The following is a 25,073-nucleotide window of genomic DNA, read 5'->3' on the forward strand; positions in this document are numbered from 1 at the left end:
GGCGGCCCAATGGCCGCCTTTTTTCATTTAACGCCGAAGATTAAAAGTCGTCTTCAACCTGGCCATCCTTGACCTTGAATTCGCGGTTCTGCAGGTAGGCATTGCGAATAAAGGTGTACTTGTCGCCGTTGATCAGCTTCTCGGCCGACAGCAGGCTGGCGCGCGTATCGATGATATCCAGGCCGATCGCCATATTGCGCGCCGGAATGTCATTCATGTAGCGGTAAGGTTCGGTGTAGCTGTCCACATACTTGGCCGGCGCGTCACGCACAGTGCTGGGCCCGAAGAACGGCAGCATCACGTATGGGCCGCTAGGCATGCCCCAGTAACCAAGGGTCTGGCCGAAGTCTTCGTCGTTGCGCTGCAGGCCCATCTTGGTGCCGACATCGAAAAACCCGGCCAGACCCAAGGTGGTGTTCATGAGCAGGCGTGCGGTGTCGACGCCGGCCGCGCGCGGCTTGACCTGAAGGAGGTCGTTGGCCAGGTTGCCTACGTCACCGATATTGCGGAAGAAGTTGTGAATACCATCTTCCAGAAACTGCGGGGTAATCGCCTGGTAGCCTTGAGCCAGTGGCTTGAGGGCATAGGTGTCGAGTTTATCGTTGAAGGTGAAGATCGGGCGGTTGATGCTTTCCCATGGATCATCTTCAGCGGCCTGGGCCGCAAACGGCACCAACATCACACCGGCACACACGCATAGCTGAACTAGATGACTGCTCCAGCGCATAGCAGAAACTCCTTGGATTGTTCTGTCGCGGGGGCTATGCCCTGGCGTTAAGCGGCTCAGTATAAAACGGATGGCGACGTTTAGGCAGCATTGCGCACGCCAAGTTGATGCCTCAAGCATGACTTGCCATTCACCGGGCTGTCACCCAACCGTCATCAGGGCCCGCTAGCCTTGCGGCTATTTCAAGGACGTTGATATGCCGAACGCTGACGCCTTACCCCTGCCCTCTCCCACTTTGACCGCCGTGTTGTTCGGCCTCAGCGGTTGCCTGGTGGACTTTGGCGCCCAGACCCATCGCGCGCCCGAACGCGCCCACAGCCACGCCACGCCCGGCGCACTGGAGGCCCTGGGCAACCTCAAGCATCAAGGAATCCCCTGCGCCTGGCTCGATGAACTGCCTGGCGATGTCAGTCAGCAATTGGCGGCGGCGCTGCCGCCGTGGATCCAACCGACCATCGCCAACCCCACCCAATGGCCCGCCCCGGATGCCTGCTGGCAGGCGCTGATGGCGCTGAATGTCACTCGGCTGGACGGCTGCGTGCTGGTCAGCGGCGAACCGCGACTCCTGCAATCCGGTTTGAACGCCGGTCTCTGGACCATCGGCCTGGCATCCTGCGGCTCGCTATGCGGCCTGGCTCCGGCCGAGTGGCAGGCCTTGAGCCAGCAGGAACGCGAACTCAAGCGCGGCAGGGCAACCATGCAGTTGTTCGGCCTCGGCGTGCATTCGGTGATCGACCATCTGGGGGAGCTTTCCACCTGCCTGGCAGACATCGGCTTGCGCCGGCAAAAGGGCGAAAAACCCTGACATACCCTCGTTGATCGAGATCATGCAGCACACGTGGGAGTGGATTACTCTAACAGCCTGGCCATGGACCTTTAGCTCAGTGCCGCGGTCCATGCCTGTGCCTATCAATAAAGGGAGAACGCCATGCCTGCCCGCGAACTGCAAGAACAACTCGATACCCTGCGCGAGCAATTGGAGCAGAACCCTCCGCTTTCGCAAGCCGAGCGCGACAATCTGCAAGATCTGATGCAACAGATCGAACTGGAAATCAAACTCGAGAATGCCACCCAGGACTCCAGCCTCGCCGACGGCGTCAACCTTGCCGTCGAACGCTTCGAGCTTGAACACCCCGCCATTGCCGGAACCTTGCGCAACATTGTGCAGACCCTCGGCAACATCGGAATCTGAACGGCATCAAACAAAAAAGCCCCGCTCAATAAGCGGGGCTTTTTATTACTGACGCACCAGCCTGAAGTTGGGGAATTGCGCCGTTTCGGTGCTGCGGTACGGGTTGATATCCAGCCCGCCACGGCGCACGTAGCGCGCATAGACCGTCAGCTTCTCCGGATGCAACAGGCGCTGCAGGTCAAGGAAGATCCGCTCCACGCACTGCTCGTGGAAATCCGAGTGCTGGCGGAAGCTCACCAGGTACGCCAGCAAACTCGCGTGATCCAGCGCCGCACCGCGGTACTCCACCACCACACTGCCCCAGTCCGGTTGACTGGTGACTGGGCAGTTGGATTTCAGCAGATGGCTGTGCACGCTCTCTTCAATGACACGTGACGGATCGCAGCGCAGCAGCTCCGGACGCGGATGCTCATAACTGCTGACACTGATATCCAACTCGTCGATGCAGGTCCCGGGTAACGCCACCACGCCCTCGGCCTCGACCTCGCCCAAGCTGCGAACACGCACCCCCACCGGCTTGCCGGCAGCGGCCGACAAATCGCGGCGCAGGATTTCCTCAAGGCTCTGGCGATCGGCGAACGACGTCTGGTTCAGCGAATTGAGGTAGAGCTTGAACGACTTGGATTCGATGATATTCGGCGAGTCCGCGGGAATGCTGAACTCGCCGATCGCCACCACGGGCTTGCCAGAAGGCAGCAACCAGGACAACTCGAAGCAATTCCAGAAGTCCACGCCCTTATAAGGCAGGGTTTCGGCGCTCAGGCCCAGCTCGGCCCACTTGGCCGCCCGTGGAATCGGGAACAGCAAGGACGGGGTGTAGGTAGAGACGTATTCACTGGACTTGCCCAGCGGCGAATGTTCGGCTGCGGGATGCATGGCGGAAACCTGACTGAAGAATCAGGCGATTCTACCAGCCTTTGCTCGCGCCTTGAGCTCCCGGCGCTTACTGGCTGACGGTCAGCTTGCCGACCATGCCGGCCTGATAATGCCCCGGGATATTGCAGGCGAACTCCAGGCTGCCGGCCTTGCTGAAGGTCCAGGTCAATTCCGCCGTCTTGCCCGGCTCCACCAGCACGCTGTTGGGGTCGTCGTGTTTCATCACGGCCTGATGATCCATGCCCGGCATCGAACCATGGCCCATGGCTGAATGGTCCATGGCCCCGGCGGGCATGCTGTTCATGGCCGTAGGGGTGAGCATTCCGCTCTGCTGCATCTTGAGCATTTCCTGCTGGTGTTCGGCGTGCATCGCCGCATTGCCCAGGTTGAACTCGTGCAGCAACTGCCCCTTGTTGATCAGCACAAAACGCACGGTCTCACCGGCCTTGATCTGCAGCGCCTTGGGATCGAACGACATATCCCCCATCACCACTTCCACCGTGCGCGTAGCCTTGGATGCAGCGGCCGGCTGGCCGAAATCATAGCCCTGGGCCGGCGAAGCCGGTGCCGGGCCACTCAAGACCAGCAAACAGCCGGCCACTAGCAGCGGGGTTAAAAGGTGCTTTCTTGCCAACGCCATAGTCACACTCCAACACGATTACATTCAGCTTGTGGGAAACTCTAACGCCGCGCCGCTGCCAGCCAGCTGACTGCTAGATTACAACTTTGTCAGCTTGCGCCACCTTGCAACCACCCAAGGTATAAAGCAGCCGTTACGTTTGCCACGAGTCGCCCATGAAACTGCTGATCGTCGAAGACCAACCGAAAACCGGCCATTACCTGCGCCAGGGCCTGAGCGAGGCCGGCTTCTGTACCGAGCTGGTGGCCGACGGCACCAGCGGCCAACATCTGGCGCTGACCGGCGATTACGCACTGTTGATCCTTGACGTGATGCTGCCGGGGCGCGACGGCTGGCAGATTCTCCAGGCCGTGCGCGCCGCCGGGCTCGACACCCCGGTGCTGTTCCTCACCGCCCGCGATGCCGTGCAAGACCGGGTCCACGGCCTGGAACTGGGGGCCGACGACTACCTGGTCAAACCCTTTGCCTTCTCTGAACTGCTGGCCCGGGTCCGCAGCCTGCTGCGCCGTGGCAGCGCCGCCCCGCAGGAAACCAGCCTGCAACTGGCCGACCTGCGTCTGGACTTGATCCGCCGCAGGGTCGAACGCGACGGCCAGCGCATCGACCTGACCGCCAAAGAATTCTCCCTGCTGGAAATGCTCCTGCGACGCCAGGGCGAGGTGTTGCCCAAATCGCTGATCGCCTCCCAGGTCTGGGACATGAATTTCGACAGCGACACCAACGTCATCGAAGTCGCGATTCGGCGCCTGCGCCTGAAGATCGATGACGACTACCCCAACAAGCTGATCCACACCGTGCGCGGCATGGGCTATGTGCTTGAAGAGCGCCAGGCCTGATGCGCCGGCTGTCGTTGAGTGGCCGCCTGGCGCTGCTGTTTGCAGCGTGCACCGCCGTGGTTTCGCTGCTCGCCGGGGTGCTGTTCAGCCGCGCCAGTGAAGCCCACTTCATCGAACTCGACCAGCAATTACTGGACAGCAAGCTGATGACCTTGCGCAGCGCACTGCAAGGCGCCAGCGACATCCAGCGGTTTGCCGAGCGCAAGCATCAGTTGCAAGCTGAGCTCAACCATCAGCCAGACCTGGCGCTGCGCGTCCAGGGTCCGGACGGGCAAACCTGGTTCGACAGCGCCGCGAACCTGAGCATGCCCGCGCCGATGGACGGCAATTTGCACAGCCTGCATGACGCAGACAACGCCTACCGCGTGTACAGCGTCGCGCTAGAACCGGACAACCCGCACTCGGCCACATTGACCCTGATGCTCGACATCACCCATCACCAGCATTTCCTGCAGCGCATGCAACACCTGATCTGGCTGACCGTGGGCCTCTCGGCGCTGGCCACTGCGGTGCTCGGCGCCTGGGCTGCCCGCAGCGGCCTGCGCCCATTGCGGCGTATGAGTGAAGTCGCCGCCGGGGTGTCTGCCAGCTCGCTGACCCAACGCCTGCCCCAGGACCAGATGCCCGCCGAACTGGCCAATCTGGCGCGCACCTTCAATGACATGCTCGGGCGCCTGGATGATTCATTTCAGCGACTATCGGCCTTTTCTGCCGACATTGCCCATGAGCTGCGCACGCCGCTGTCCAACCTGCTGACCCACACCCAGGTCACCCTCACCCGCCCGCGCGCGCTGGAGGATTACCGCGAAGCGCTGCACAGCAACCTCGAAGAGCTGCAATGGATGGCGCAACTGGTCAACGACATGCTGTACCTGGCCAAGGCCGACCACGGCCTGCTGACCCCACGGCGTGAAGCCCTGGAGCTGGCGGACGAGGCCGACATGCTGCTGGAGTTTTACGCCCCCCTGGCGGAAGACGTGCAGGTCAGCCTGACCCGCGAAGGCACGGCGCGCCTGAATGGCGACCGCAGCATGCTGCGCCGGGCCCTGTCCAACCTGCTGGACAATGCCCTGCGCTTCACCCCGGCCGGAGGGCGGGTTCGGGTAAGCATCGAGGAGACACCTGGCGGGCTGCGACTGAGCATCGAGAACAGCGGCACGGGGATTGCCCCGGAACTGCTGCCGCGCCTGTTCGACCGTTTCTATCGCGCCGATCCGGCGCGCCGTGAAGGCAGCAGTGAACATGCGGGGTTGGGGCTGGCGATTACCCAGTCGATCATCCGCGCCCATGGCGGGCAGATTCATTGCGAATCAGGCAGTACCTGGACCCGGTTTGTGATCGAGCTGCCGACCAGGGGCTGACCCCGGCCGGCATAACGGCCTCAGGCCTCAGGAATAACGCAACGCGTGCGCCGGTTCGACCTTGGACGCGCGCCAGGCCGGGTACACCGTGGCCAGGAAGCTCAGGACGAAGCCGGCACCACAGATCAGCGCCACATCGCCGCCTTGCAGCTCTGAAGGCAGGTTGCTGACGAAGTACACGTCGGAACTGAAGATATGCTGGCCGCTGATCCGCTCCAGCCAGCCCACCAATTCGCTCACGTTTAACGCCGCAATCACACCGAGCACACCACCGATCAACGTGCCGACAATCCCGATCACCGTGCCCTGGACCATGAAGATCGCCATGATCTGCCGTGGCGTGGCGCCGATGGTACGCAGGATCGCGATATCCGCGCCTTTGTCGTTCACCACCATGATCAGCGTCGCGATGATGTTGAAGGCCGCCACGGCGACGATCATCAGCAACAGCAGGCCGATCATGGTCTTTTCCATCTTCATTGCGCTGAACAGACTGCCCTGGGTGTGGGTCCAGTCGTCGGCCTTGAAGTCGGCGCCGAGGCCCTTAGCGATGTCACTGGAGACTTGCGGCGCAGCGTACAGATCCTTGACCGCCAGCCGCACGCTCTGCACCTGATTGGGCTGCCAGCGTTGCATCTCGGCCGCGTCGGCCACGTGGATCAGGCCCATGGAGCCGTCCAGCTCGGCCCCGACCTTGAACACGCCGACCACGTTCAGGCGCTGCATGCGCGGCGTAATACCGCCTGGAGCGCTGCTGACTTCGGGCACGATTAGGGTCAGCTTGTCGCCGACATTCAGGCGAAAGCGCCGTGCGGTGATTTCACCGATCACCACCCCGAACTCGCCGGGCTTGAGGTCTTCCAGGCGGCCTTGGACGATATGCTGGGCAACAATCGACACCTTGCCTTCCTGGGCAGGGTCGATACCGCTGATCTGGATCGGCTGCATCGCGCCCTTGTACGACAGCATCCCTTCCATCTCGGTGAAGGGCACGGCGGCGGTGACTTCAGGATTTTTCAGCGCAGCAGCGGCGACGGGCTGCCAGTCATCGATCGGCTTGACGCCCACGATGGTGGCGTGGGGCACCATACCGAGGATGCGCGAGCTCATTTCGCGCTGGAAGCCGTTCATCACCGACAGCACCACGATCATCGCCAGCACACCGAGGGCGAGGCCGATCATCGAGGTCATCGAGATAAAGGAAACGAAGCGATTGCGACGCTTGGCGCGGGTATAGCGCGCGCCGATAAAGATCGATAACGGTCTGAACATGGGCGAGGCACCGTAGAAAAATTAAAAACCCGGCGCCGGCAGGTGTAGCCGCCAGCGCCGTGTGCGGCCGCATCAAATCGCGACCAGATGGCCTTCTTGCAAGTGCAGTACGCGGTCCATCTGCCGAGCCAGATTCATGTCGTGAGTCACCACCAGGAACGCCGTGCGCATCGAGGTGCTGAGTTCCAGCATCAAGTCCTGAATGCCCTGGGCGGTGTGCGAATCGAGGTTGCCGGTGGGCTCGTCGAGCATCACCAGGCCCGGCTGGTTGACCAGGGCGCGGGCAATGGCCACGCGCTGGCGCTCGCCGCCCGAGAGCTCGGCCGGTTTGTGTTCCAGGCGGTGACCCAACCCGACCCGCTCCAGCAACGCCGTGGCACGCTGGCGGGCCTCCGGGATTGCGGTCTTGCCGATCAAAAGCGGCATGCAGACGTTTTCCAGCGCGGTGAACTCCGCCAGCAAGTGGTGGAACTGATAGACGAAGCCCAGAGAGCGGTTACGCAACAGGCCGCGTTTTTTCTCGCTCAACGCTGAAAGCTCTTCGCCGTCGAGCCAGACACTGCCCTTGGAAGGCGTATCCAGACCACCCAGCAGGTTGAGCAAGGTACTTTTGCCCGAGCCGGACGTCCCGACAATGGCCACTCGCTCGCCCGGGTGCAGCTCCAGCTGCAGGCCGGACAACACCACGACTGATTCCGGGCCTTCGTCATAGGACTTACCCAGATCGCGGCAGCTCAAGATTGCTTTTTCACTCATGCCCAACTCACTCATAACGTAGCGCCTCCGCAGGCTGGGTGCGCGCGGCACGCCAGGCTGGATACAGGGTGGCGAGGAAACTCAGGACCAGCGCGGCGCCGCAGACCATCAACACGTCGTCGGCCATCAGCTGCGACGGCAGGTAATCGATGAAGTAGACGTCGGCGTTGAGGAATTTGTGTCCGATCAGGCCTTCGAGGGCCGATATCGCCGCACTCACATTCAGCGCGGCGAATATCCCGACCACCGCACCGATCAATGTACCGACCACGCCGATCACCGTGCCCTGCACCATAAAGATGGCCATGATCGTGCCAGGGGTCGCGCCCAGGGTCCGCAGGATGGCGATATCGCCCTTCTTGTCGTTGACCACCATCACCAGGGTGGAAATGATGTTGAAGGCCGCCACCGCGACGATCAGCAGCAACAACAGGCCGATCATGGCTTTTTCCATGCGGATGGCCTGATACAGGTTGCCGTGGGTGCGGGTCCAGTCACGGGCGTAGTAGTGGCTTTCACCCAACTGCTGGGCGATTTCCCAGGCAGTGCGCGGCGCCTCGAACAGGTCGTCGAACTTCAAGCGCAGACCCTGGATCTGGTCCGGCTTCCAGCGGTGCAGTCGGCTCAGGTCCTCAAGGTTGGTAACCCCCAGGTAACCGTCCAGCTCGCCGGCGCCGACATGGAAAATACCGACCACGGTAAAGCGCTTCATCCGCGGGAACATCCCGGCCGGGGTCACCGTGACTTCCGGCGCGACGAAGGTCAGCTTGTCGCCCAGGCCGACGCCGAGTTTGGTCGCCGCCTTGTCGCCGATGACGATGCCGAAACTGCCGGGCGCCAGGTCGTCCAGTTTGCCCTGCTGCATGAAGTTATCGATGATCGAAACTTGCCGCTCGCGGGCCGGGTCGATGCCGTTGAGCAGCACCTTCTGCACCTGGCCGTTGTTGGTCAGCAGACCCTGCATCTGGGTGAAGGGCGCAACCGCCAGCACCTTGGGGTTCTGCCGGACTTTATCCGCCAGGCCCTGCCAGTCGCTGATAGGTTCACCGGATTCGATGGTCGCGTGGGGCACCATGCCCAGCACGCGGGTACGCATCTCATGATCGAAACCGTTCATCACCGACAGCACGACAATCATCACCACTACGCCGAGGGCGAGTCCGATCATCGAGGTCAGGGAAATGAATGACACAAAATGATTGCGTCGCTTTGCACGGGTATAACGCGTGCCAATAAATACGAAGAGAGGTCTGAACATGTCGGGGCTTGTTCGGAGGAAAAGAAGACGTCCTTGTGGCGGGGCTTGGTAAGCAGCTTTACACTCAGACCACCGCCGCTACCATGGGTTCGCCATGTCGACATTAGATGAAGAAGATCGCCGCGAATACTACCGTATCGAGGACATGATCGCACTGGAAATTAGCCCCTTGTCCGCCCATGACGCGGCGAGCAAGGAAGTGTTGCAGGATGCTTCGCCACTGTTCAATTTGCTCAGCGAATTGCACTTGAGCGAGTTCGAATCCCAGCATCTGCTGCGCCAGGTCAGCGAGCGTGATCGAACCCTGGCCAGCTACCTCAAAGTGATGAACAAGCGCATCGACCTGCTCGGCCAAGTGGTGGCACAGACCGTACTCGGCAAGTTTGGCGAACCCCAGCGAGTGAAACTGTCCGAAGGCGGCATCGAATTCGAGCATAACCTCGCCTACCCGGCCGGCAGCCACCTGGCCCTGAAGCTGTTGCTGATGCCCCAGGCCCTGGGCCTCCTGCTGCGGGCCAAGGTCACCCATTGCGAACCCCGCAGCTTCGGCAACTTCGAAATCGGCACCGAGTTCGAATCATTGACCGACGCCCAGCGCCAGCTCCTGGCGCGCTATATCTTGCAAAAACAGGCACAGGAACGCCGCCTGGCGCGCGAACAGAGCGACCCGACGCCGGATTGATCTACCTGGCAATCACCATCGAATGGAAATACTTTCCGTGAAGGAGCAATCGTGACCCTGATTTATGGCCATCGCGGCGCCAAAGGCGAAGCACCGGAAAACACCCTGACCAGCTTTCAGGAATGCCTGAAACACGGCGTACGTCGTTGCGAACTCGATCTGCACCTGTCCATGGACGGCGAGTTGATGGTGATCCACGACCCGACCCTCAAACGCACCACTGACCGTCGCGGCAAGGTGGTTGAGCACTCCGCTGCCGAACTGGTGACCTACGATGCGCGCAAGGGCGGCCCGGGCTGGGTCAACCCCTGCCCGATCCCGCGCCTGGAAGAGCTGTTCGAGAAATGCGCGTTCGAGCACTGGCAACTGGAAGTCAAAAGCGCCTCGCGTACACGGGCGGCGACCACGGTCCTGGCGATTCGCGAGATGGCGCAGCGTTTCGGGTTGCTGGACAAGGTCACCGTGACCTCGAGTTCGCGCGAAGTGCTGAAGGCCGCGGTAGAGCTGACGCCGGACCTGTCACGCGGACTGGTGGCCGAATACGCCTGGCTCGACCCGTTGAAGGTCGCACAAAGCTATGGTTGCGAGATTCTGGCGTTGAACTGGACACTCTGCACCCCCGAACGACTGCAGCGCGCGCAGCGTCAGGGGTTGCATGTGTCGGTGTGGACGGTCAACGAACCCGCGCTGATGCGCAGGCTCGCCGACTTCGGCGTAGATAGCCTGATTACAGACTTTCCCGGTTTGGCCAGCGCCACGCTCGAGAATTACTGAAATCGGTCTCCCCGGCCGGCTCAGGCCACCGGCCGGAGTCGCTCAAAAAAGCCGGTTGAGGCCGTCGTAAGCTGCTACCCGATAGGCCTCAGCCATGGTCGGGTAGTTGAACGTGGTGTTGACGAAGTACTTCAGGGTATTGAGTTCGCCCGGCTGGCTCATGATGGCCTGGCCGATGTGGACGATCTCCGACGCCTGGTAACCGAAGCAGTGCACACCCAGCACTTCCAGGGTTTCGCGGTGGAACAGGATCTTCAGCATGCCCTGCGGCTCACCGGCAATCTGCGCCCGCGCCATGCTCTTGAAGAAGGCCTTGCCCACCTCGTAAGGCACCTTGGCCTGGGTCAGTTCCTGCTCGTTCTTGCCGATCGAGCTGATCTCCGGAATGGTGTAAATCCCGGTCGGGACGTCATTCACGAAACGCCAGCTGCCGTTATCGACAATGCTGCCTGCAGCAGAACGCCCCTGGTCGTGGGCGGCACTGGCCAGGCTTGGCCAGCCGATCACGTCGCCGGCACCGTAGATGTTCGGCACGCAGGTGCGGTAGTTCTCGTCGACTTCGATCTGGCCGCGGCTGTTGACCTTGACCCCGATGTTTTCCATGCCCAGCTTGTCGGTGTTGCCGGTCCGGCCGTTGCACCAGAGCAAGGCATCGGCCTTGATCTTCTTGCCCGACTTCAAGTGCAGGATCACACCGTTGTCGAGGCCTTCGACTCGGTCGTACTCCTCGTTGTGGCGCACGGTGATGTTGTTGTTGCTGAAGTGGTAACTCAGGGCCTGGGAAATCTCGGAATCGAGGAAGCTCAGCAACTGGCCACGGTTATCCACCAGCTCCACCAGCACCCCGAGGCCGCTGAAGATCGACGCGTATTCGCAGCCGATCACCCCGGCGCCGTACACAATGAGTTTGCGCGGGGTATGGCCAAGGCTGAGGATGGTGTCGCTATCGTAGATACGCGGGTGGTGGAAATCGATATCGGCCGGGCGATACGGACGCGACCCGGTGGCGATGATGATGTGCTTGGCCACCAGCTTCTCGACCACACCATTGGCGCACACCACTTCGATGGTCTGCTCGTCGGCAAAGCTGCCGGTGCCGAAAAACACATCGACGCGGTTACGGGCGTAGTAGCCGGTACGCGAAGCGACTTGCTTGGAAATGACCTTCTCGGCGCTTTTCAGTACGTCGGGGAACGAGAACCAGCGCGGCTCACCAATGGCCCGGAACATCGGGTTGGTGTTGAACTGCATGATCTGCCGGACCGAGTGACGCAGGGCCTTGGACGGGATGGTACCCAGGTGGGTGCAGTTACCGCCGACCTGACGACGGCTATCGACCATCGCCACTTTGCGTCCTGCTTTAGCGGCGTTCATCGCCGCACCTTCTCCAGCGGGGCCTGAACCCAGCACCACTACGTCGTAGTTGTAGACAGCCATGCGTACTCCTCAGAACAGGCCGAGACACCCTTCTGGCGCCTCCGGCTAAATCATGCCGCGGCCAGCGGCATGAAGGATCAATTTGGCTCGGTTACGAACCCGGGCACAGTCTATAGAAGCGTCAACGCCGCGCACATTAACCCTTGGTCGCGTCGTAGGCTACTTTTGCCTGCATTGCCCCGGCATCGGCACCGCGCAAGGTTACTGCTTTTTCCCAGCAAACAGGCGATCAAACGCCGGGTTGCTGCGTGTGACGAAACCTGTATCGGCGCGAATCACAAAAAATGCGGCGACATCCTGTTTTTCCGCGTACGCCCAGCCGCGTTCCGGACCCAGGATCAGCAACAGGGTCGATAAGCCATCGGCCATCAATGCCGAAGGATGAATCACCGTGACGGACGCCAGGGCATGCTCCACCGGCCGGCCGCTGCGGGCATCGAAGGTGTGGGAGTAGCGCCGCCCGTCACGCTCGAAGTAATTACGGTAATCGCCAGAGGTGGAAACGCCCTGGCCATCCACCGCGATGATGCGCTCGGCCACTTGCTGATCGTCCCGCGGCTCCTCGAGGGCGATGCGCCAGGCCGAGCCGTCAAGTTTTCTGCCGGCCGCCTTGAGCTCGCCAGTGGCCTCCGCCAGGTAGTTATCGATACCCATAGCCTGCAATCGGGCAGCGATCCGATCGACCGCATAGCCGGCGGCGATGCTGTTGAAGTCCACTTCCACGGCTGCATCCTTGCACAACCGGTCGCTTTCGATCCGCAGATGCCCATGCCCGACGCGCTGCCGAGCCAGGGCCAGCGCCTCGTCGCTCGGCACCTGCTCTGCCCGCCCCTGAGGGCCAAAGCCCCAGAGGTCGAGCAAGGGCTCGACCGTCAGGTCGAACGCACCGTCACTTTCTCGGGACAAGCGCTCTCCCACCCTGACCAACTGCAAAACCGGCTCGGGCATCGCCTGGCAACTGCCCGCGGGCAGCTGGTTGAAGCGCTCGATATCCGAATCGCTGCGGTAGGTCGACATCTGCCGGTCGACCTCGGCCAGAATCTGCTCCACCTCGGCCTGCACCGCGCCAGGCTCCGCCCCTCCGGCCGGGCGGACATACTTGATCGAGTAGGTGCTGCCCATGGTCGGGCCGCCGAAACTTTCCTGGGAGCGCCCGTTGCCACACCCGGGGAGCGCCAGCACCAGCACCCAGGGAGCAGCCCATCGCCACCAATCATTTACCGCCAAAGACCTTCTCCAGCACAGGACCGAACCCATCGGCCATGAGATTTCAGGGGGCGCCATTATGACTCAGACACAGGTGCGACCATCAGCCCTATTCCATTCCCTGATAAAGCTCTAGTCCGGGGGGCACCTCCCACTCCAAGACCAAGAGTTTTTGTTGCCTGACAGCCCTCATACACATATCGTTACAAAACTGTTCAGCGTCCAGCTTCGCGCCCCGACTTTGCAGTAAGGACGAGTAATGACCAGGGATTGCTAACAAGACAGCCAAAGTGAGTGAAAAAAAATGTCCACGACCACGGGCAAAGGCAAGGCGATATTTCGCGTTGTCAGCGGCAACTTCCTTGAGATGTTCGACTTCATGGTGTACGGCTTTTACGCCACGGCCATTGCCAAGACCTTCTTCCCTACCGACAGCGCCTTCGCCTCCCTGATGCTGTCCCTGGCGACCTTTGGTGCCGGGTTCCTGATGCGTCCGCTGGGGGCGATTTTCCTCGGTGCCTACATTGACCGTCACGGCCGTAAAAAGGGCCTGGTGATCACCCTGGCGCTGATGGCTGCCGGCACCGTCCTGATTGCCTGCGTTCCCGGGTATGCCACCCTGGGCGTCGCGGCGCCCCTGATCGTGCTGTTCGGTCGCCTGCTGCAAGGCTTCTCCGCCGGTGTCGAGTTGGGCGGTGTATCGGTGTACCTGGCGGAAATCGCCACACCGGGCCGCAAAGGCTTCTTCGTCAGCTGGCAGTCCGCTAGTCAGCAAGCGGCAGTGGTGTTCGCCGGCCTGCTGGGCGTGGGCCTGAACCACTGGCTCAGCCCCGAACAAATGGGTGACTGGGGCTGGCGCGTGCCATTCCTGATTGGTTGCCTGATCGTGCCGGTGATCTTCGTCATTCGTCGCTCCCTGGAGGAAACCCCTGAGTTCCAGGCGCGCAAACACCGCCCTACCCTGCAGGAAATCGTGCGTTCGATCGGTCAAAACTTCGGCATAGTGATCGCCGGTATGGCGCTGGTGGTGATGACCACAGTGTCGTTCTACCTGATCACCGCCTACACCCCGACCTTCGGCAAGGCCGAATTGCACCTGTCGGACTTCGACGCGCTGCTGGTAACCGTCTGCGTGGGTATTTCCAACTTCATCTGGCTGCCGGTGATGGGCGCGGTGTCCGATAAGATCGGCCGTAAACCCCTGCTGCTGGGAGCGACGATTCTGGCGATTCTCACTGCTTATCCAGCGCTGTCCTGGCTGGTGGCCAACCCGAGCTTCAGCCATCTGTTGATCGTGTTGCTCTGGCTGTCGTTCCTGTACGGCTCGTATAACGGGGCGATGGTTGTGGCACTGACCGAAATCATGCCGGTAGACGTGCGCACCACCGGTTTCTCCTTGGCCTATAGCCTTGCGACCGCGACCTTTGGCGGCTTTACTCCGGCGGCCTGTACCTACCTGATCCACGTGCTGGACAACAAGGCCGCACCGGGCATCTGGCTCAGCGCCGCAGCGGTGCTTGGCTTGATCGCTACACTGATCCTGTTCAAGGGCAACCGTCATGAACTGCGTACCGCCGAAGCGGCTATCGCCCGTTAAGAGTTAAATCCCAGGCAAAAAAAACGCCCCGACATGTCGGGGCGTTTTCATTTACCGCTGACGCTTAGCGCGGGAATGCAGGCGGGTTGACCCCAGCCATGTCTTCCATCACGCGAACCACCTGGCAGCTGTAACCGAATTCGTTGTCGTACCAGACGTACAGAACAACGCGGTTGTCTTGGCAGATGGTCGCTTCGGCATCCACTACACCCGCGTGGCGCGAGCCAACGAAGTCGGTGGAAACCACTTCCTGGGAATTGACGAAGTCGATTTGCTTATGCAGATCGGAGTGCAGCGCCATGTAGCGCAGGTACTCGTTCATCTCTTCACGGGTGGCAGCTTTCTCAAGGTTCAGGTTGAGAATGGCCATCGACACGTTAGGCGTCGGAACACGGATCGCGTTACCGGTCAGCTTGCCGGCCAGCTCAGGCAGGGCCTTGGCAGCAGCAGTAGCAGCACCGGTTTCGGTGATGACCATGTTCAGCGCGGCGCTACGACCACGGCGGTCGCCTTTGTGGAAGTTGTCGATCAGGTTCTGGTCGTTGGTGTACGAGTGAACCGTCTCAACGTGACCGTTGACGATACCGAACTTGTCGTTCACGGCCTTCAGCACCGGCACGATGGCGTTGGTGGTGCAGGAAGCGGCGGAAACGATCTTGTCGTCAGCGGTGATCTCGGCATGGTTGATACCGTGCACGATGTTCTTCAGCTTGCCTTTGCCAGGAGCGGTCAGGACCACGCGGTCGATACCCGGGCACGCCAGGTGCTGGCCCAGGCCGTCGGCGTCACGCCATACACCGGTGTTGTCCACCAGCAGGGCGTTCTTGATGCCGTACTGGGTGTAGTCCACTTCGGTCGGGTTCTTCGCGTAGATAACCTGGATCAGGTTGCCGTTGGCGGTGATGGTGTTGTTTTCTTCGTCAATGGTGATGGTGCCGTTGAACGAACCGTGTACCGAATCACGGCGCAGCAGGCTGGCGCGCTTGGTCAGGTCGTTGTCGGCGCCTTTGCGCACCACGATGGCGCGCAGACGCAGGCCGTCGCCACCACCGGTTTTTTCGATCAGGATGCGGGCCAGCAGGCGACCGATACGACCGAAGCCGTACAGCACCACGTCAGTGCCTTTGCGCGCCGAAGCATTTTGCTGACCAACGACGTCGGCCATTTCTTCACGCACGAACTGCTCGGCGGTGCGACCATTGCCTTCGACGCGGAATTTGAACGCCAACTTGCCCAAATCTACCGAAGCCGCGCCGAGCTTGAGCTCGCTCATGGCTTTCAACAGAGGGAATGTTTCGTGGACGGAGAGTTCGCTGTCGTCGGAGGAACGATGGCGAGCAAAGCGGTGAGCTTTGAGAATCGCGATGACAGACTGGTTGATCAGGCTGCGGCCATAGATCGAGCTCACCACATTGTTATTGCGGTACAGCTGACCGATAAGCGGAATCATCGCTTCTGCGAGTGCTTCACGGTCGATCCATTCACCAAGACACTGGTCGGGCTTCTGAGTCACGGGAACCTTCCACATGTAGGGGCTTAAAAAAGGGGCTACATTATGCCGCCCAGTCGCCCTGCGAGCAATGCGCGGTCCGCAACAAAAGCCCTTGCGCAAAAAACACGCGTCGCTCCAGCCCAGTAAATACGCGGCTTTCAGAGCACCCCTAGCGGAAAGCCCGCGGCGACTTGTCCGTAACCCTCCGAACCATACGTGCATTTTGGCACTACATATTGAGTCAAAGAGCGGCATTGTTTGTCATAACCACTACATTTCCCTCATTACGTAATAGGCACAGTCAGCAACTGACAGGCGGCACCCGGGGCCGCTACAATTACCGACTTTGTCGCAACGCTTGGAGCTCAACCTTCCGTGCCCGTTCTGCGTCTACCGCTACTCCCTGCCGCGGCAGGTAAACAGCACTGGGGCAACCTGCCCGGTGCCGCTCTGAGCCTGGCCATTGCCGAGGCTGCCAGCGCTGCCAAGCGCTTCACCCTGCTGCTGACCGCCGACAGCCAAAGCGCCGAACGCCTGGAGCAGGAGCTGAGCTTCTTCGCCCCCGATTTGCCGGTGCTGCATTTTCCCGATTGGGAAACCCTGCCCTACGACCTGTTCTCGCCGCACCAGGACATCATTTCCCAGCGTATCGCCAGCCTCTATCGGTTGCCCGAACTGGACCATGGCGTGCTGGTGGTGCCCATCACCACCGCCCTGCACCGCCTGGCGCCGACCAAGTTCCTGCTGGGCAGCAGCCTGGTGCTGGACATCGGCCAGAAGCTGGATGTCGAGCAGATGCGCACGCGCCTCGAAGCCAGTGGTTACCGCTGTGTCGACACGGTGTACGAGCACGGCGAGTTCGCGGTACGCGGCGCCCTGATCGACCTGTTCCCGATGGGCAGCAAACTGCCTTATCGCATCGACCTGTTCGACGACGAAATCGAAACCCTGCGCACCTTCGATCCGGAGAACCAGCGCTCGATCGACAAAGTGGAATCGGTGCGCCTGCTGCCGGCGCGGGAATTCCCGCTGCAAAAGGATGCCGTGACCCGCTTCAAGGCGCGCTTTCGCGAGCGCTTCGATGTCGACTTCCGTCGCTGCCCGATCTTCCAGGACCTGAGCAGCGGGATCACCCCGGCCGGTATCGAGTACTACCTGCCACTGTTCTTCGACGACACCTCGACCCTGTTCGACTACCTGCCCCAGGACACCCAGGTGTTCTCCCTGCCGGGTATCGAGCAGGCTGCGGAAAACTTCTGGAACGACGTGCGCAACCGCTACGAAGAGCGCCGCGTCGATCCGTCCCGTCCTTTATTGCCACCCGCCGAACTGTTCCTGCCGGTGGAAGACTGCTTCGCCCGCCTGAAGAACTGGCCGCGCGTCGTTGCCAGCCAGCAGGACATCGACACCGGCGTCGGCCGCGAGCGCTTCCCGGCCAAGGTCCTGCCGGATCTGGCCATCGAAGCCAAGGCCAACCAGCCGCTGGCGGCATTGGCCGGCTTCCTCGAGCAGTTCTCCGGGCGGGTGTTGTTCACCGCCGAATCCGCCGGACGCCGCGAAGTGCTGCTGGAACTGCTCGAACGCCTGAAGCTGCGCCCGAAAACCGTCGACAGCTGGCCAGACTTCGTCGCCGGCAAGGATCGCCTGGCAATCACCATCGCCCCCTTGGACGAAGGCTTGCTCCTGGAAGATCCGGCACTGGCGCTGATCGCCGAGAGCCCGCTGTTCGGCCAGCGCGTGATGCAACGTCGGCGCCGGGAAAAACGCGCCGATGCCAACAACGATGCGGTGATCAAAAACCTCACCGAGCTGCGCGAAGGCGCGCCAGTGGTGCATATCGACCATGGGGTCGGCCGCTACCTGGGCCTGGCCACTCTGGAAATCGACAACCAGGCCGCGGAATTCCTGACCCTGGCCTATGCCGAGGGCGCCAAGCTGTATGTGCCGGTGGCCAACCTGCACCTGATCGCCCGCTACACCGGCAGCGACGACGCCCTGGCCCCGCTGCATCGCCTGGGCTCGGAAACCTGGCAGAAGGCCAAGCGCAAAGCCGCCGAACAGGTGCGCGACGTGGCCGCCGAATTGCTGGACATCTATGCCCGGCGCGCCGCCCGCGAAGGTTATGCCTTCGCCGACCCGAAAGCCGACTACGCCACCTTCAGCGCCGGCTTCCCGTTCGAAGAAACCCCGGATCAGCAAACCACTATCGAAGCCGTGCGGGCCGATATGCTCGCGCCCAAGCCGATGGATCGCCTGGTGTGTGGCGACGTGGGCTTCGGCAAGACCGAAGTGGCGATGCGCGCAGCCTTTATTGCAGTCCACGGCGGTCGCCAGGTGGCGATCCTGGTGCCAACCACCCTGCTCGCCCAGCAGCACTACAACAGCTTCCGCGACCGCTTCGCCGATTGGCCGGTGACCGTGGAAGTGATGAGCCGCTTCAAGTCGGCCAAGGAAGTGAATGCCGCCATCGCCGACCTGGCCGAAGGCAAGATCGACATCGTCATCGGCACCCACAAGCTGCTGTCGGATGACGTGAAGATCAAAAACCTCGGCCTGGTGATCATCGATGAAGAGCACCGCTTCGGGGTTCGCCAGAAGGAGCAGCTCAAGGCCCTGCGCAGTGAAGTCGACATCCTGACCCTCACCGCCACACCGATCCCGCGCACGCTGAACATGGCAGTCTCGGGCATGCGCGACCTGTCGATCATCGCCACGCCGCCGGCACGCCGGTTGTCGGTGCGCACCTTCGTCATGGAGCAGAACAAGAGCACGGTCAAGGAAGCCCTGCTGCGTGAGTTGCTGCGCGGCGGCCAGGTGTACTACCTGCACAACGATGTGAAAACCATCGAGAAGTGCGCCGCCGACCTCGCCGAACTGGTGCCGGAAGCACGGATCGCCATCGGCCACGGCCAGATGCGCGAACGCGAACTCGAACAGGTGATGAGCGACTTCTATCACAAGCGCTTCAACGTGCTGATCGCCTCGACCATCATCGAGACCGGCATCGACGTGCCCAGTGCCAACACCATCATCATCGAGCGTGCCGACAAATTCGGCCTGGCCCAGTTGCACCAGTTGCGCGGCCGGGTCGGGCGCAGTCACCACCAGGCGTATGCCTACCTGTTGACGCCACCGCGCCAGCAAATCACCCCGGACGCGGAAAAGCGCCTGGAGGCGATCGCCAACACCCAGGACCTCGGTGCCGGTTTCGTGCTGGCCACCAACGACCTGGAGATCCGTGGCGCCGGCGAACTGCTGGGCGACGGCCAGAGCGGACAGATCCAGGCCGTGGGCTTCACCCTCTACATGGAGATGCTCGAACGCGCGGTGAAGGCCATCCGCAAGGGTGAACAGCCGAACCTGGACCAACCCCTGGGCGGCGGCCCGGAAATCAACCTGCGCCTGCCGGCACTGATTCCCGAGGACTACCTGCCGGACGTGCATGCGCGGCTGATTCTGTATAAGCGCATCGCCTCGGCCACCGACGAAGACGGCCTCAAGGACCTGCAAGTCGAGATGATCGACCGCTTCGGCCTGTTGCCGGAACCGACCAAGAACCTGGTGCGCCTGACCCTGCTCAAATTGCAGGCCGAGCAACTGGGGATCAAGAAGGTCGATGGCGGGCCGCAGGGTGGTCGCATCGAGTTCGCCGCCGACACTCCGGTCGACCCGCTGGCACTGATCAAGCTGATCCAGGGCCAGCCCAAACGCTACAAATTCGAAGGCGCTACGCTGTTCAAATTCATGGTGCCGATGGAGCGCCCGGAAGAGCGCTTCAATACATTGGAGGCGCTGTTCGAGCGCCTCACTCCGAAATCTGCTTGAAGGACGCCACATGCGCCTGTTTCGCTCGCTGACCCTGCTTCTGGTCCTGGTCGCTCCTGCCGTCCTGGCCGACGACCTGTACCAGGTGGAAATGATCCTGGTCCGGCAGAACGCCGAGCCGGCCATCATCAGCCGGGCAGCGCCCGAGGACTGGGCCGCCGGGGCGCAGCGCCTGTCAGCGGACAGCCAGCGCACCCCGGCCCTGGGCGGTATCGTGGAGAAACTCGCCGCCAGCAGCGACTACAGCGTGCTGATGCACAAGGCCTGGCAACAGCAACTGGGTGAGAACCCGGTCAAGGTGGCCGTCAGCGACGGCCAGGAACAGTTCGGCCAGTTCCCGATCGAAGGCACCCTGGGCCTGAAGCTCGGGCGCTTTACCGATGTCGATGCCGACTTCTGGGTCAACCAGATCGATGGCAACGGCCTGGTCACCGCCAGCGAACGCCTGAAGCAGCAAAGCCACACCCGAAACGGGCAGCTCAACTACCTCGACAATGGCCACCTGGCGCTGCTGATCAAGATCACCTCACTCTCCGCACCTGCGCCACGCCAAGCGCCTGCTGAAATACCGGACTGAATCAAGTCCCCATGCCCTCGACCCTGACCAAACCCCTGGCGCCTTCGTGGGTCAGCCGTTTCAAGGAACAAGCCCTGGAGCGTGGCCGACGCTACGCCCTGGAAAACCGCGTAAGGATTGTCCAGGCCGGCGACAGTACCATCACTGCCAGCTGTGAAGGCTCCGGCGGCAACGTTTACCGCCAGACCATCCACTTGCGCGAGTCGGCCAAGGGCACCCTGCTGCTGGGCGAATCCAGCTGCAGTTGCCCGGTGCACAACCACTGCAAACACCTGGCGGCGGTGCTGCTGCAGGTCCAGGAAACCCTGGCCTACCCCGCAGCCGCCAAGGACGCCGAACTGCTGGAGAAGCTGCAGGCGGTGCTCGACAATCGCAACCCCGCCGCCCTGCCGCAGCAGCTGCTGGACAACGTGCAGCCGGTGCCGCGCCTGTGGCTGGCGAGTGTCGAGTTCAGCGCCTTCGAGCCGCGCAACGGCAAGATGCAGCGCTATATTCAGCACCGCGCCGCCCTCTCCTTCAGTTACCTGGACGAGTACGTCAGCGGGCAGAAAAACGCTGACATCCTGATCCGCCAGGAACATCAGGTCCTGCGCATCAAGCGCCAGCCCGAGGTCGAGCAACGTCATCGGGAAACACTGCGCGGCCTGGGCTTCAAGATCGCCACTCGGCAAAGCAAGGCCCTGCCGGAAAGCGCCGGCGAACTGTTCGAGATGGTCAATGACAGCGCCTGGCTGACCTTCACCCTCAATGAGCTGCCGAAGTTGCGCAGTCAGGGCTGGGAACTGCAGATCGACGAAGATTTCGGCTTCGACCTGACCACCGTCGATGACTGGTACGCCACTGTTGAAGAGGCACCCGGTCGCGACTGGTTCGACCTGGAGCTGGGGATTATCGTCAACGGCGAACGCCTGAGCCTGCTGCCGATCCTGCTTAACCTGATGCGCTCCCACACCGAACTGCTCAACCCGGAACGCCTGGCCAAACGCCGCGACGACGAGCTGGTTCTGGTGAACATCCCCAATCGCCCCAACTCACCCCACGGCGCGCTGCAGGTGGCGCTGCCCTATGGCCGCTTGAAACCGGTGCTGGCGACCCTGGGCGAGTTTTACCTGCAAGAGCCGGGTGAAACCGCCCTGCGCCTGAACAGCGCCGATGCGATCCGCCTCAATCCGCTGGAAGAACTGCCCCTGCTGTGGGAGGGCGGTGATCACATCCGCACCTTTGCCCAGCGCCTGCGGGATATCCGCGACTATTCAGCCCCGGCCCCCGAGGGCCTGAATGCCACGCTGCGGCCCTATCAGCTGGAAGGCCTGAACTGGATGCAGTCGCTGCGGCAACTGGAAGTGGGCGGCATCCTCGCCGATGACATGGGCCTGGGCAAAACCCTGCAGACCCTGGCCCATGTCCTGAGTGAGAAAAACGCCGGGCGCCTGGATCGCCCGTGCATGGTGGTGATGCCCACCAGCCTGATCCCCAACTGGCTGGATGAGGCGGCGCATTTCACGCCGCAGCTCAAAGTCCTGGCGCTGTATGGCGCGGGGCGTAAAAAGCATTTCGAGCAACTGGCCGACTACGACCTGCTCCTGACCACCTACGCCCTGCTGCCCAAGGACATCGATCAGCTTAGCGCCGTGGCGCTGCATGTGCTGGTGCTCGATGAGGCGCAGTACATCAAGAACCCGTCGAGCAAAGCCGCCCAGGCCGCCCGCGCGCTGAACGCCCGGCAACGCCTGTGCCTGTCCGGCACGCCCCTGGAAAACCACCTGGGGGAACTGTGGTCGCTGTTCCACTTCCTGCTGCCCGGCTGGCTCGGCGACGTCAAAAGCTTCAACCGCGACTACCGAGTCCCGATCGAGAAACACGCCAGCGAAGTGCGCCTGCAACACCTGAACGGCCGGATCAAACCCTTCCTCCTGCGCCGCACCAAGGAGCAGGTCGCCACCGAACTGCCGCCCAAGACCGAGATCATTCACTGGGTCGACCTCAATGAAGCCCAGCGCGATGTGTACGAAACCATGCGCCTGGCCATGGACAAGAAGGTCCGCGACGAAATCACCCGCAAGGGCGTGGCCCGCAGCCAGATCATCATCCTTGAAGCCCTGCTCAAGCTGCGCCAGGTCTGCTGCGACCTGCGCCTGGTGAATGACACGCCACCACCAAGGGGCAGTACCTCGGGCAAGCTCGACAGCTTGATGGAAATGCTGGAAGAGCTGTTCGAGGAAGGTCGGCGAATTCTGCTGTTCTCCCAGTTCACCTCGATGCTGACCCTGATCGAGGCCGAACTGAAACGCCGCAACATCGCCTACGCCCTGCTGACCGGGCAAACCCGCGATCGGCGGACACCGGTCAGGGACTTCCAGAGCGGCAAACTGCAGATTTTCCTGATCAGCCTGAAAGCCGGCGGGGTCGGCCTGAACCTGACCGAAGCCGACACCGTGATCCACTACGACCCGTGGTGGAACCCGGCCACTGAAAACCAGGCCACCGACCGCGCCTACCGCATCGGCCAGGAGAAGCCGGTATTCGTCTACAAGATGATTGCCCGGGGCACGGTGGAGGAGAAAATCCAGCACCTGCAAAAGGAAAAGTCCGACCTGGCGGCGGGCGTGCTGGATGGGCGCAAGGCCGGGGACTGGAAACTGCAGAGCGAAGATATCGAGGCACTGTTTGCGCCCCTGCCAGACAAAAAGACCGGCCGCTGAAACAGCCTGCGCCCCCCCCCTGAGGCACGCAGGCTCTTCGTCGCTGCTTAAGCGTTGGCCGCCAACACCCGGGCCAAGGTTGACTTCACCTTGCCCATGCCGTCATGCAGCGCCTGCTCGATCTCGGCCATGGTAATCACCGCGGTGGACTTGCCAGCCGCCGGGTTGACCACCAGCGCCAGACAGGCGTAATCCAGCTCCAGCTCACGGGCCAACGCCGCTTCAGGCATGCCGGTCATGCCAACGATGTCGCAGCCATCACGCTCCAGGCGCGCGATCTCGGCCACGGTCTCCAGGCGCGGGCCCTGGGTGCAGGCATACACGCCATGGCTGCTGTAGGCGGCGCCTTCAGCGGCCAACGCGGCAATCAACTGCTGGCGCAGCAGCTCACTGTAGGGGTAGCTGAAGTCGATATGGGTGACCTGCTCCAGATCATCCGCAAAGTAGGTGTGTTGGCGCCCGCTGGTGTAGTCGATCAGTTGGTGCGGCACACAGAAGTGCCCGGTACCCATTGCCGAATGAATGCCACCCACCGCGTTGACCGCCAGGATCGCTTCGGCCCCGGCCTGCTTCAAGGCCCAGAGGTTGGCCCGGTAGTTCACCTGATGCGGCGGCAAGCGGTGCGGGTGACCGTGGCGCGCCAGGAACAGCACTTCACGGCCGGCATACTCGCCGATCTGGATCTCGGCCGAAGGCGCGCCATAGGGCGTGTCCAGCGGCAACGACTGGCGAATGCTCAAGCCTTCGAGCTGAGTCAGGCCGGTACCACCGATAATCGCGTAAACCGTCATTGTGAAAAGTCCTTAATCGATCAGTTGGGCATCTTTGAGCGCGCCAAGCGCAGTCAGCCAGCGCGGGTTCTGGCGATATTCGGTGCTGGCAACGGCCTGCCCGCGCATCCGCGCAATCCGGGCCGAGGGCTTGACCTTGAGCCGCTGGGCAGCACTGAGGGCCAGCTCGGCGGCAGCACGGTCGTTGCACACCAGCCCCATGTCACACCCGGCCGACAGCGCCGCCTCGATCCGGCTGGCCGCATCGCCGACCACGTGGGCGCCTGCCATCGACAGGTCGTCGCTGAAGATCACGCCATCGAACTGCAATTCGCCGCGCAGGATGTCCTGCAACCAGCGCCGGGAGAAGCCGGCGGGCTGGGGGTCTACCTGTGGATAGATCACGTGGGCCGGCATGACTGCGGCGAGCTGCCTGCTCAGGCGGGCGAAGGGAACCAGGTCCTTGGCGCGAATCTCGTCGAGGCTGCGCTCGTCATTGGGAATCGCCACATGGGAATCCGCCTCGGCCCAACCGTGCCCGGGGAAATGCTTGCCGGTAGCCGCCATGCCCGCGCTGTTCATCCCGCGGATAAAGGCGCCGGCCAGCAGCGCAGCACGCTCTGGATCGCCCTCAAAGGAACGGCTGCCGACCACCGCACTGCGCTGATAGTCGAGGTCCAGCACCGGGGCGAAACTCAGGTCCAGCCCGACCGCCAGCACTTCTGTGGCCATGATCCAGCCACACTGCTCGGCCAGGTACTCGGCATTCGGATTGTCGGCAATAGCGCGCATGGCCGGCAGCCGCACGAACCCCTGGCGCAGGCGCTGCACACGGCCGCCCTCCTGGTCCACAGCCAGCAACAGGTCGGGGCGAATGGCACGAATGGCTGCGCTCAACTCGCGCACCTGGCGTGGATGTTCGATGTTACGGGCAAAAATGATCAGGCCGCCCACTTCGGGCTGGCGCAGAAGTTGGCGATCTTCGGCCGTCAGCCAGGTACCGGCGACGTCCACCATCAAGGAGCCTTGCAGGCCAGCGCTCATAGAAAATCCTTAGTAACCCGGTGCATGCCCGGCGCCGAACATCGTGCCG

Annotated in this window: 21 protein-coding genes; 10 read left to right on the forward strand and 11 right to left on the reverse strand. The window is 62.2% G+C overall.

Going from position 1 to position 25,073, the window contains the following annotated elements; genetic code table 11:
* Positions 1-40: 40 nt before the first annotated feature.
* Positions 41-679, reverse strand: coding sequence for an MlaA family lipoprotein (locus ACOZJV_RS09890; RefSeq protein WP_421547604.1), 639 nt, complete (start codon positions 677-679; stop codon positions 41-43).
* 244 nt (positions 680-923) lie between these two features.
* Between ACOZJV_RS09890 and ACOZJV_RS09895 the strand changes: the two genes are divergently transcribed.
* Both ACOZJV_RS09895 and ACOZJV_RS09900 read left to right on the forward strand, forming a co-directional pair.
* Positions 924-1,532, forward strand: a complete 609-nt coding sequence (locus tag ACOZJV_RS09895) for an HAD family phosphatase (RefSeq protein ID WP_421547502.1) — start codon at positions 924-926, stop codon at positions 1,530-1,532.
* A gap of 123 nt (positions 1,533-1,655) precedes the next feature.
* The gene (locus ACOZJV_RS09900) at positions 1,656-1,919 is read left to right on the forward strand and encodes a DUF4404 family protein (protein ID WP_078471232.1); all 264 of its coding nucleotides are present in this window, start codon (positions 1,656-1,658) and stop codon (positions 1,917-1,919) included.
* A gap of 45 nt (positions 1,920-1,964) precedes the next feature.
* Here ACOZJV_RS09900 and queF read toward each other — a convergent pair whose 3' ends face one another.
* On the reverse strand, positions 1,965-2,795 hold the full coding sequence (gene queF, locus ACOZJV_RS09905) for an NADPH-dependent 7-cyano-7-deazaguanine reductase QueF (RefSeq protein ID WP_421547503.1): 831 nt from the start codon (positions 2,793-2,795) through the stop codon (positions 1,965-1,967).
* Between the two features lie 67 nt (positions 2,796-2,862).
* Positions 2,863-3,435, reverse strand: coding sequence for a cupredoxin domain-containing protein (locus ACOZJV_RS09910; RefSeq protein WP_421547504.1), 573 nt, complete (start codon positions 3,433-3,435; stop codon positions 2,863-2,865).
* A gap of 155 nt (positions 3,436-3,590) precedes the next feature.
* On the opposite strand from ACOZJV_RS09910, the gene ACOZJV_RS09915 reads away from it, so the two are divergent.
* Positions 3,591-4,271: a heavy metal response regulator transcription factor gene (locus ACOZJV_RS09915; RefSeq protein WP_078471229.1), complete on the forward strand. Its 681-nt coding sequence runs from the start codon at positions 3,591-3,593 to the stop codon at positions 4,269-4,271.
* Complete coding sequence (locus ACOZJV_RS09920; protein ID WP_421547505.1) at positions 4,271-5,632, forward strand: heavy metal sensor histidine kinase; 1,362 nt, start codon at positions 4,271-4,273, stop codon at positions 5,630-5,632. Before ACOZJV_RS09915 ends, ACOZJV_RS09920 begins: the two co-directional genes overlap by 1 nt.
* 27 nt (positions 5,633-5,659) lie before the next feature.
* Here ACOZJV_RS09920 and ACOZJV_RS09925 read toward each other — a convergent pair whose 3' ends face one another.
* The 3 genes from ACOZJV_RS09925 to ACOZJV_RS09935 form a co-directional block, all read right to left on the reverse strand.
* On the reverse strand, positions 5,660-6,904 hold the full coding sequence (locus ACOZJV_RS09925) for a lipoprotein-releasing ABC transporter permease subunit (protein WP_078471227.1): 1,245 nt from the start codon (positions 6,902-6,904) through the stop codon (positions 5,660-5,662).
* A 72-nt stretch (positions 6,905-6,976) separates the two neighbouring features.
* Positions 6,977-7,660, reverse strand: a complete 684-nt coding sequence (gene lolD, locus ACOZJV_RS09930) for a lipoprotein-releasing ABC transporter ATP-binding protein LolD (RefSeq protein ID WP_178102957.1) — start codon at positions 7,658-7,660, stop codon at positions 6,977-6,979.
* Positions 7,661-7,667: 7 nt separating this feature from the next.
* On the reverse strand, positions 7,668-8,918 hold the full coding sequence (locus ACOZJV_RS09935; protein WP_078471225.1) for a lipoprotein-releasing ABC transporter permease subunit: 1,251 nt from the start codon (positions 8,916-8,918) through the stop codon (positions 7,668-7,670).
* 94 nt (positions 8,919-9,012) lie between these two features.
* Here ACOZJV_RS09935 and ACOZJV_RS09940 point away from each other — a divergent pair, with 94 nt between their 5' ends.
* Complete coding sequence (locus tag ACOZJV_RS09940) at positions 9,013-9,600, forward strand: PilZ domain-containing protein (RefSeq protein WP_078471224.1); 588 nt, start codon at positions 9,013-9,015, stop codon at positions 9,598-9,600.
* 51 nt (positions 9,601-9,651) lie between these two features.
* Positions 9,652-10,374: a glycerophosphodiester phosphodiesterase gene (locus ACOZJV_RS09945; RefSeq protein ID WP_078471223.1), complete on the forward strand. Its 723-nt coding sequence runs from the start codon at positions 9,652-9,654 to the stop codon at positions 10,372-10,374.
* A gap of 42 nt (positions 10,375-10,416) precedes the next feature.
* Here ACOZJV_RS09945 and sthA read toward each other — a convergent pair whose 3' ends face one another.
* Together sthA and ACOZJV_RS09955 are read right to left on the reverse strand one after the other, a co-directional pair.
* On the reverse strand, positions 10,417-11,811 hold the full coding sequence (gene sthA / locus ACOZJV_RS09950) for a Si-specific NAD(P)(+) transhydrogenase (protein WP_078471222.1): 1,395 nt from the start codon (positions 11,809-11,811) through the stop codon (positions 10,417-10,419).
* A 201-nt stretch (positions 11,812-12,012) separates the two neighbouring features.
* Entirely contained in the window at positions 12,013-12,990 is a 978-nt protein-coding gene (locus tag ACOZJV_RS09955) for an FAD:protein FMN transferase (protein ID WP_421547605.1), read from the reverse strand.
* A 331-nt stretch (positions 12,991-13,321) separates the two neighbouring features.
* Here ACOZJV_RS09955 and ACOZJV_RS09960 point away from each other — a divergent pair, with 331 nt between their 5' ends.
* On the forward strand, positions 13,322-14,614 hold the full coding sequence (locus ACOZJV_RS09960) for an MFS transporter (protein WP_078471221.1): 1,293 nt from the start codon (positions 13,322-13,324) through the stop codon (positions 14,612-14,614).
* A gap of 64 nt (positions 14,615-14,678) precedes the next feature.
* Here ACOZJV_RS09960 and ACOZJV_RS09965 read toward each other — a convergent pair whose 3' ends face one another.
* Entirely contained in the window at positions 14,679-16,142 is a 1,464-nt protein-coding gene (locus tag ACOZJV_RS09965) for a glyceraldehyde-3-phosphate dehydrogenase (RefSeq protein ID WP_078471220.1), read from the reverse strand.
* A gap of 339 nt (positions 16,143-16,481) precedes the next feature.
* Here ACOZJV_RS09965 and mfd point away from each other — a divergent pair, with 339 nt between their 5' ends.
* From mfd to ACOZJV_RS09980, 3 genes are read left to right on the forward strand one after another with little or no spacing between them, the layout of a single operon-like run.
* Positions 16,482-19,931, forward strand: coding sequence for a transcription-repair coupling factor (gene mfd, locus ACOZJV_RS09970; RefSeq protein WP_421547506.1), 3,450 nt, complete (start codon positions 16,482-16,484; stop codon positions 19,929-19,931).
* A 10-nt stretch (positions 19,932-19,941) separates the two neighbouring features.
* The gene (locus ACOZJV_RS09975) at positions 19,942-20,508 is read left to right on the forward strand and encodes a CsiV family protein (protein ID WP_078471218.1); all 567 of its coding nucleotides are present in this window, start codon (positions 19,942-19,944) and stop codon (positions 20,506-20,508) included.
* An 11-nt stretch (positions 20,509-20,519) separates the two neighbouring features.
* Entirely contained in the window at positions 20,520-23,210 is a 2,691-nt protein-coding gene (locus ACOZJV_RS09980; protein ID WP_421547507.1) for a DEAD/DEAH box helicase, read from the forward strand.
* Between the two features lie 47 nt (positions 23,211-23,257).
* Here ACOZJV_RS09980 and ACOZJV_RS09985 read toward each other — a convergent pair whose 3' ends face one another.
* Positions 23,258-24,001: an S-methyl-5'-thioinosine phosphorylase gene (locus ACOZJV_RS09985; RefSeq protein ID WP_421547508.1), complete on the reverse strand. Its 744-nt coding sequence runs from the start codon at positions 23,999-24,001 to the stop codon at positions 23,258-23,260.
* A 12-nt stretch (positions 24,002-24,013) separates the two neighbouring features.
* A complete protein-coding gene (gene nagZ, locus ACOZJV_RS09990) occupies positions 24,014-25,012 on the reverse strand; it encodes a beta-N-acetylhexosaminidase (RefSeq protein WP_178102962.1) in 999 nt (332 codons plus the stop codon).
* Between the last annotated feature and the right edge of the window lie 61 nt (positions 25,013-25,073).

Source organism: Pseudomonas sp. QD4 (assembly GCF_049199125.1).
Lineage (GTDB): Bacteria > Pseudomonadota > Gammaproteobacteria > Pseudomonadales > Pseudomonadaceae > Aquipseudomonas.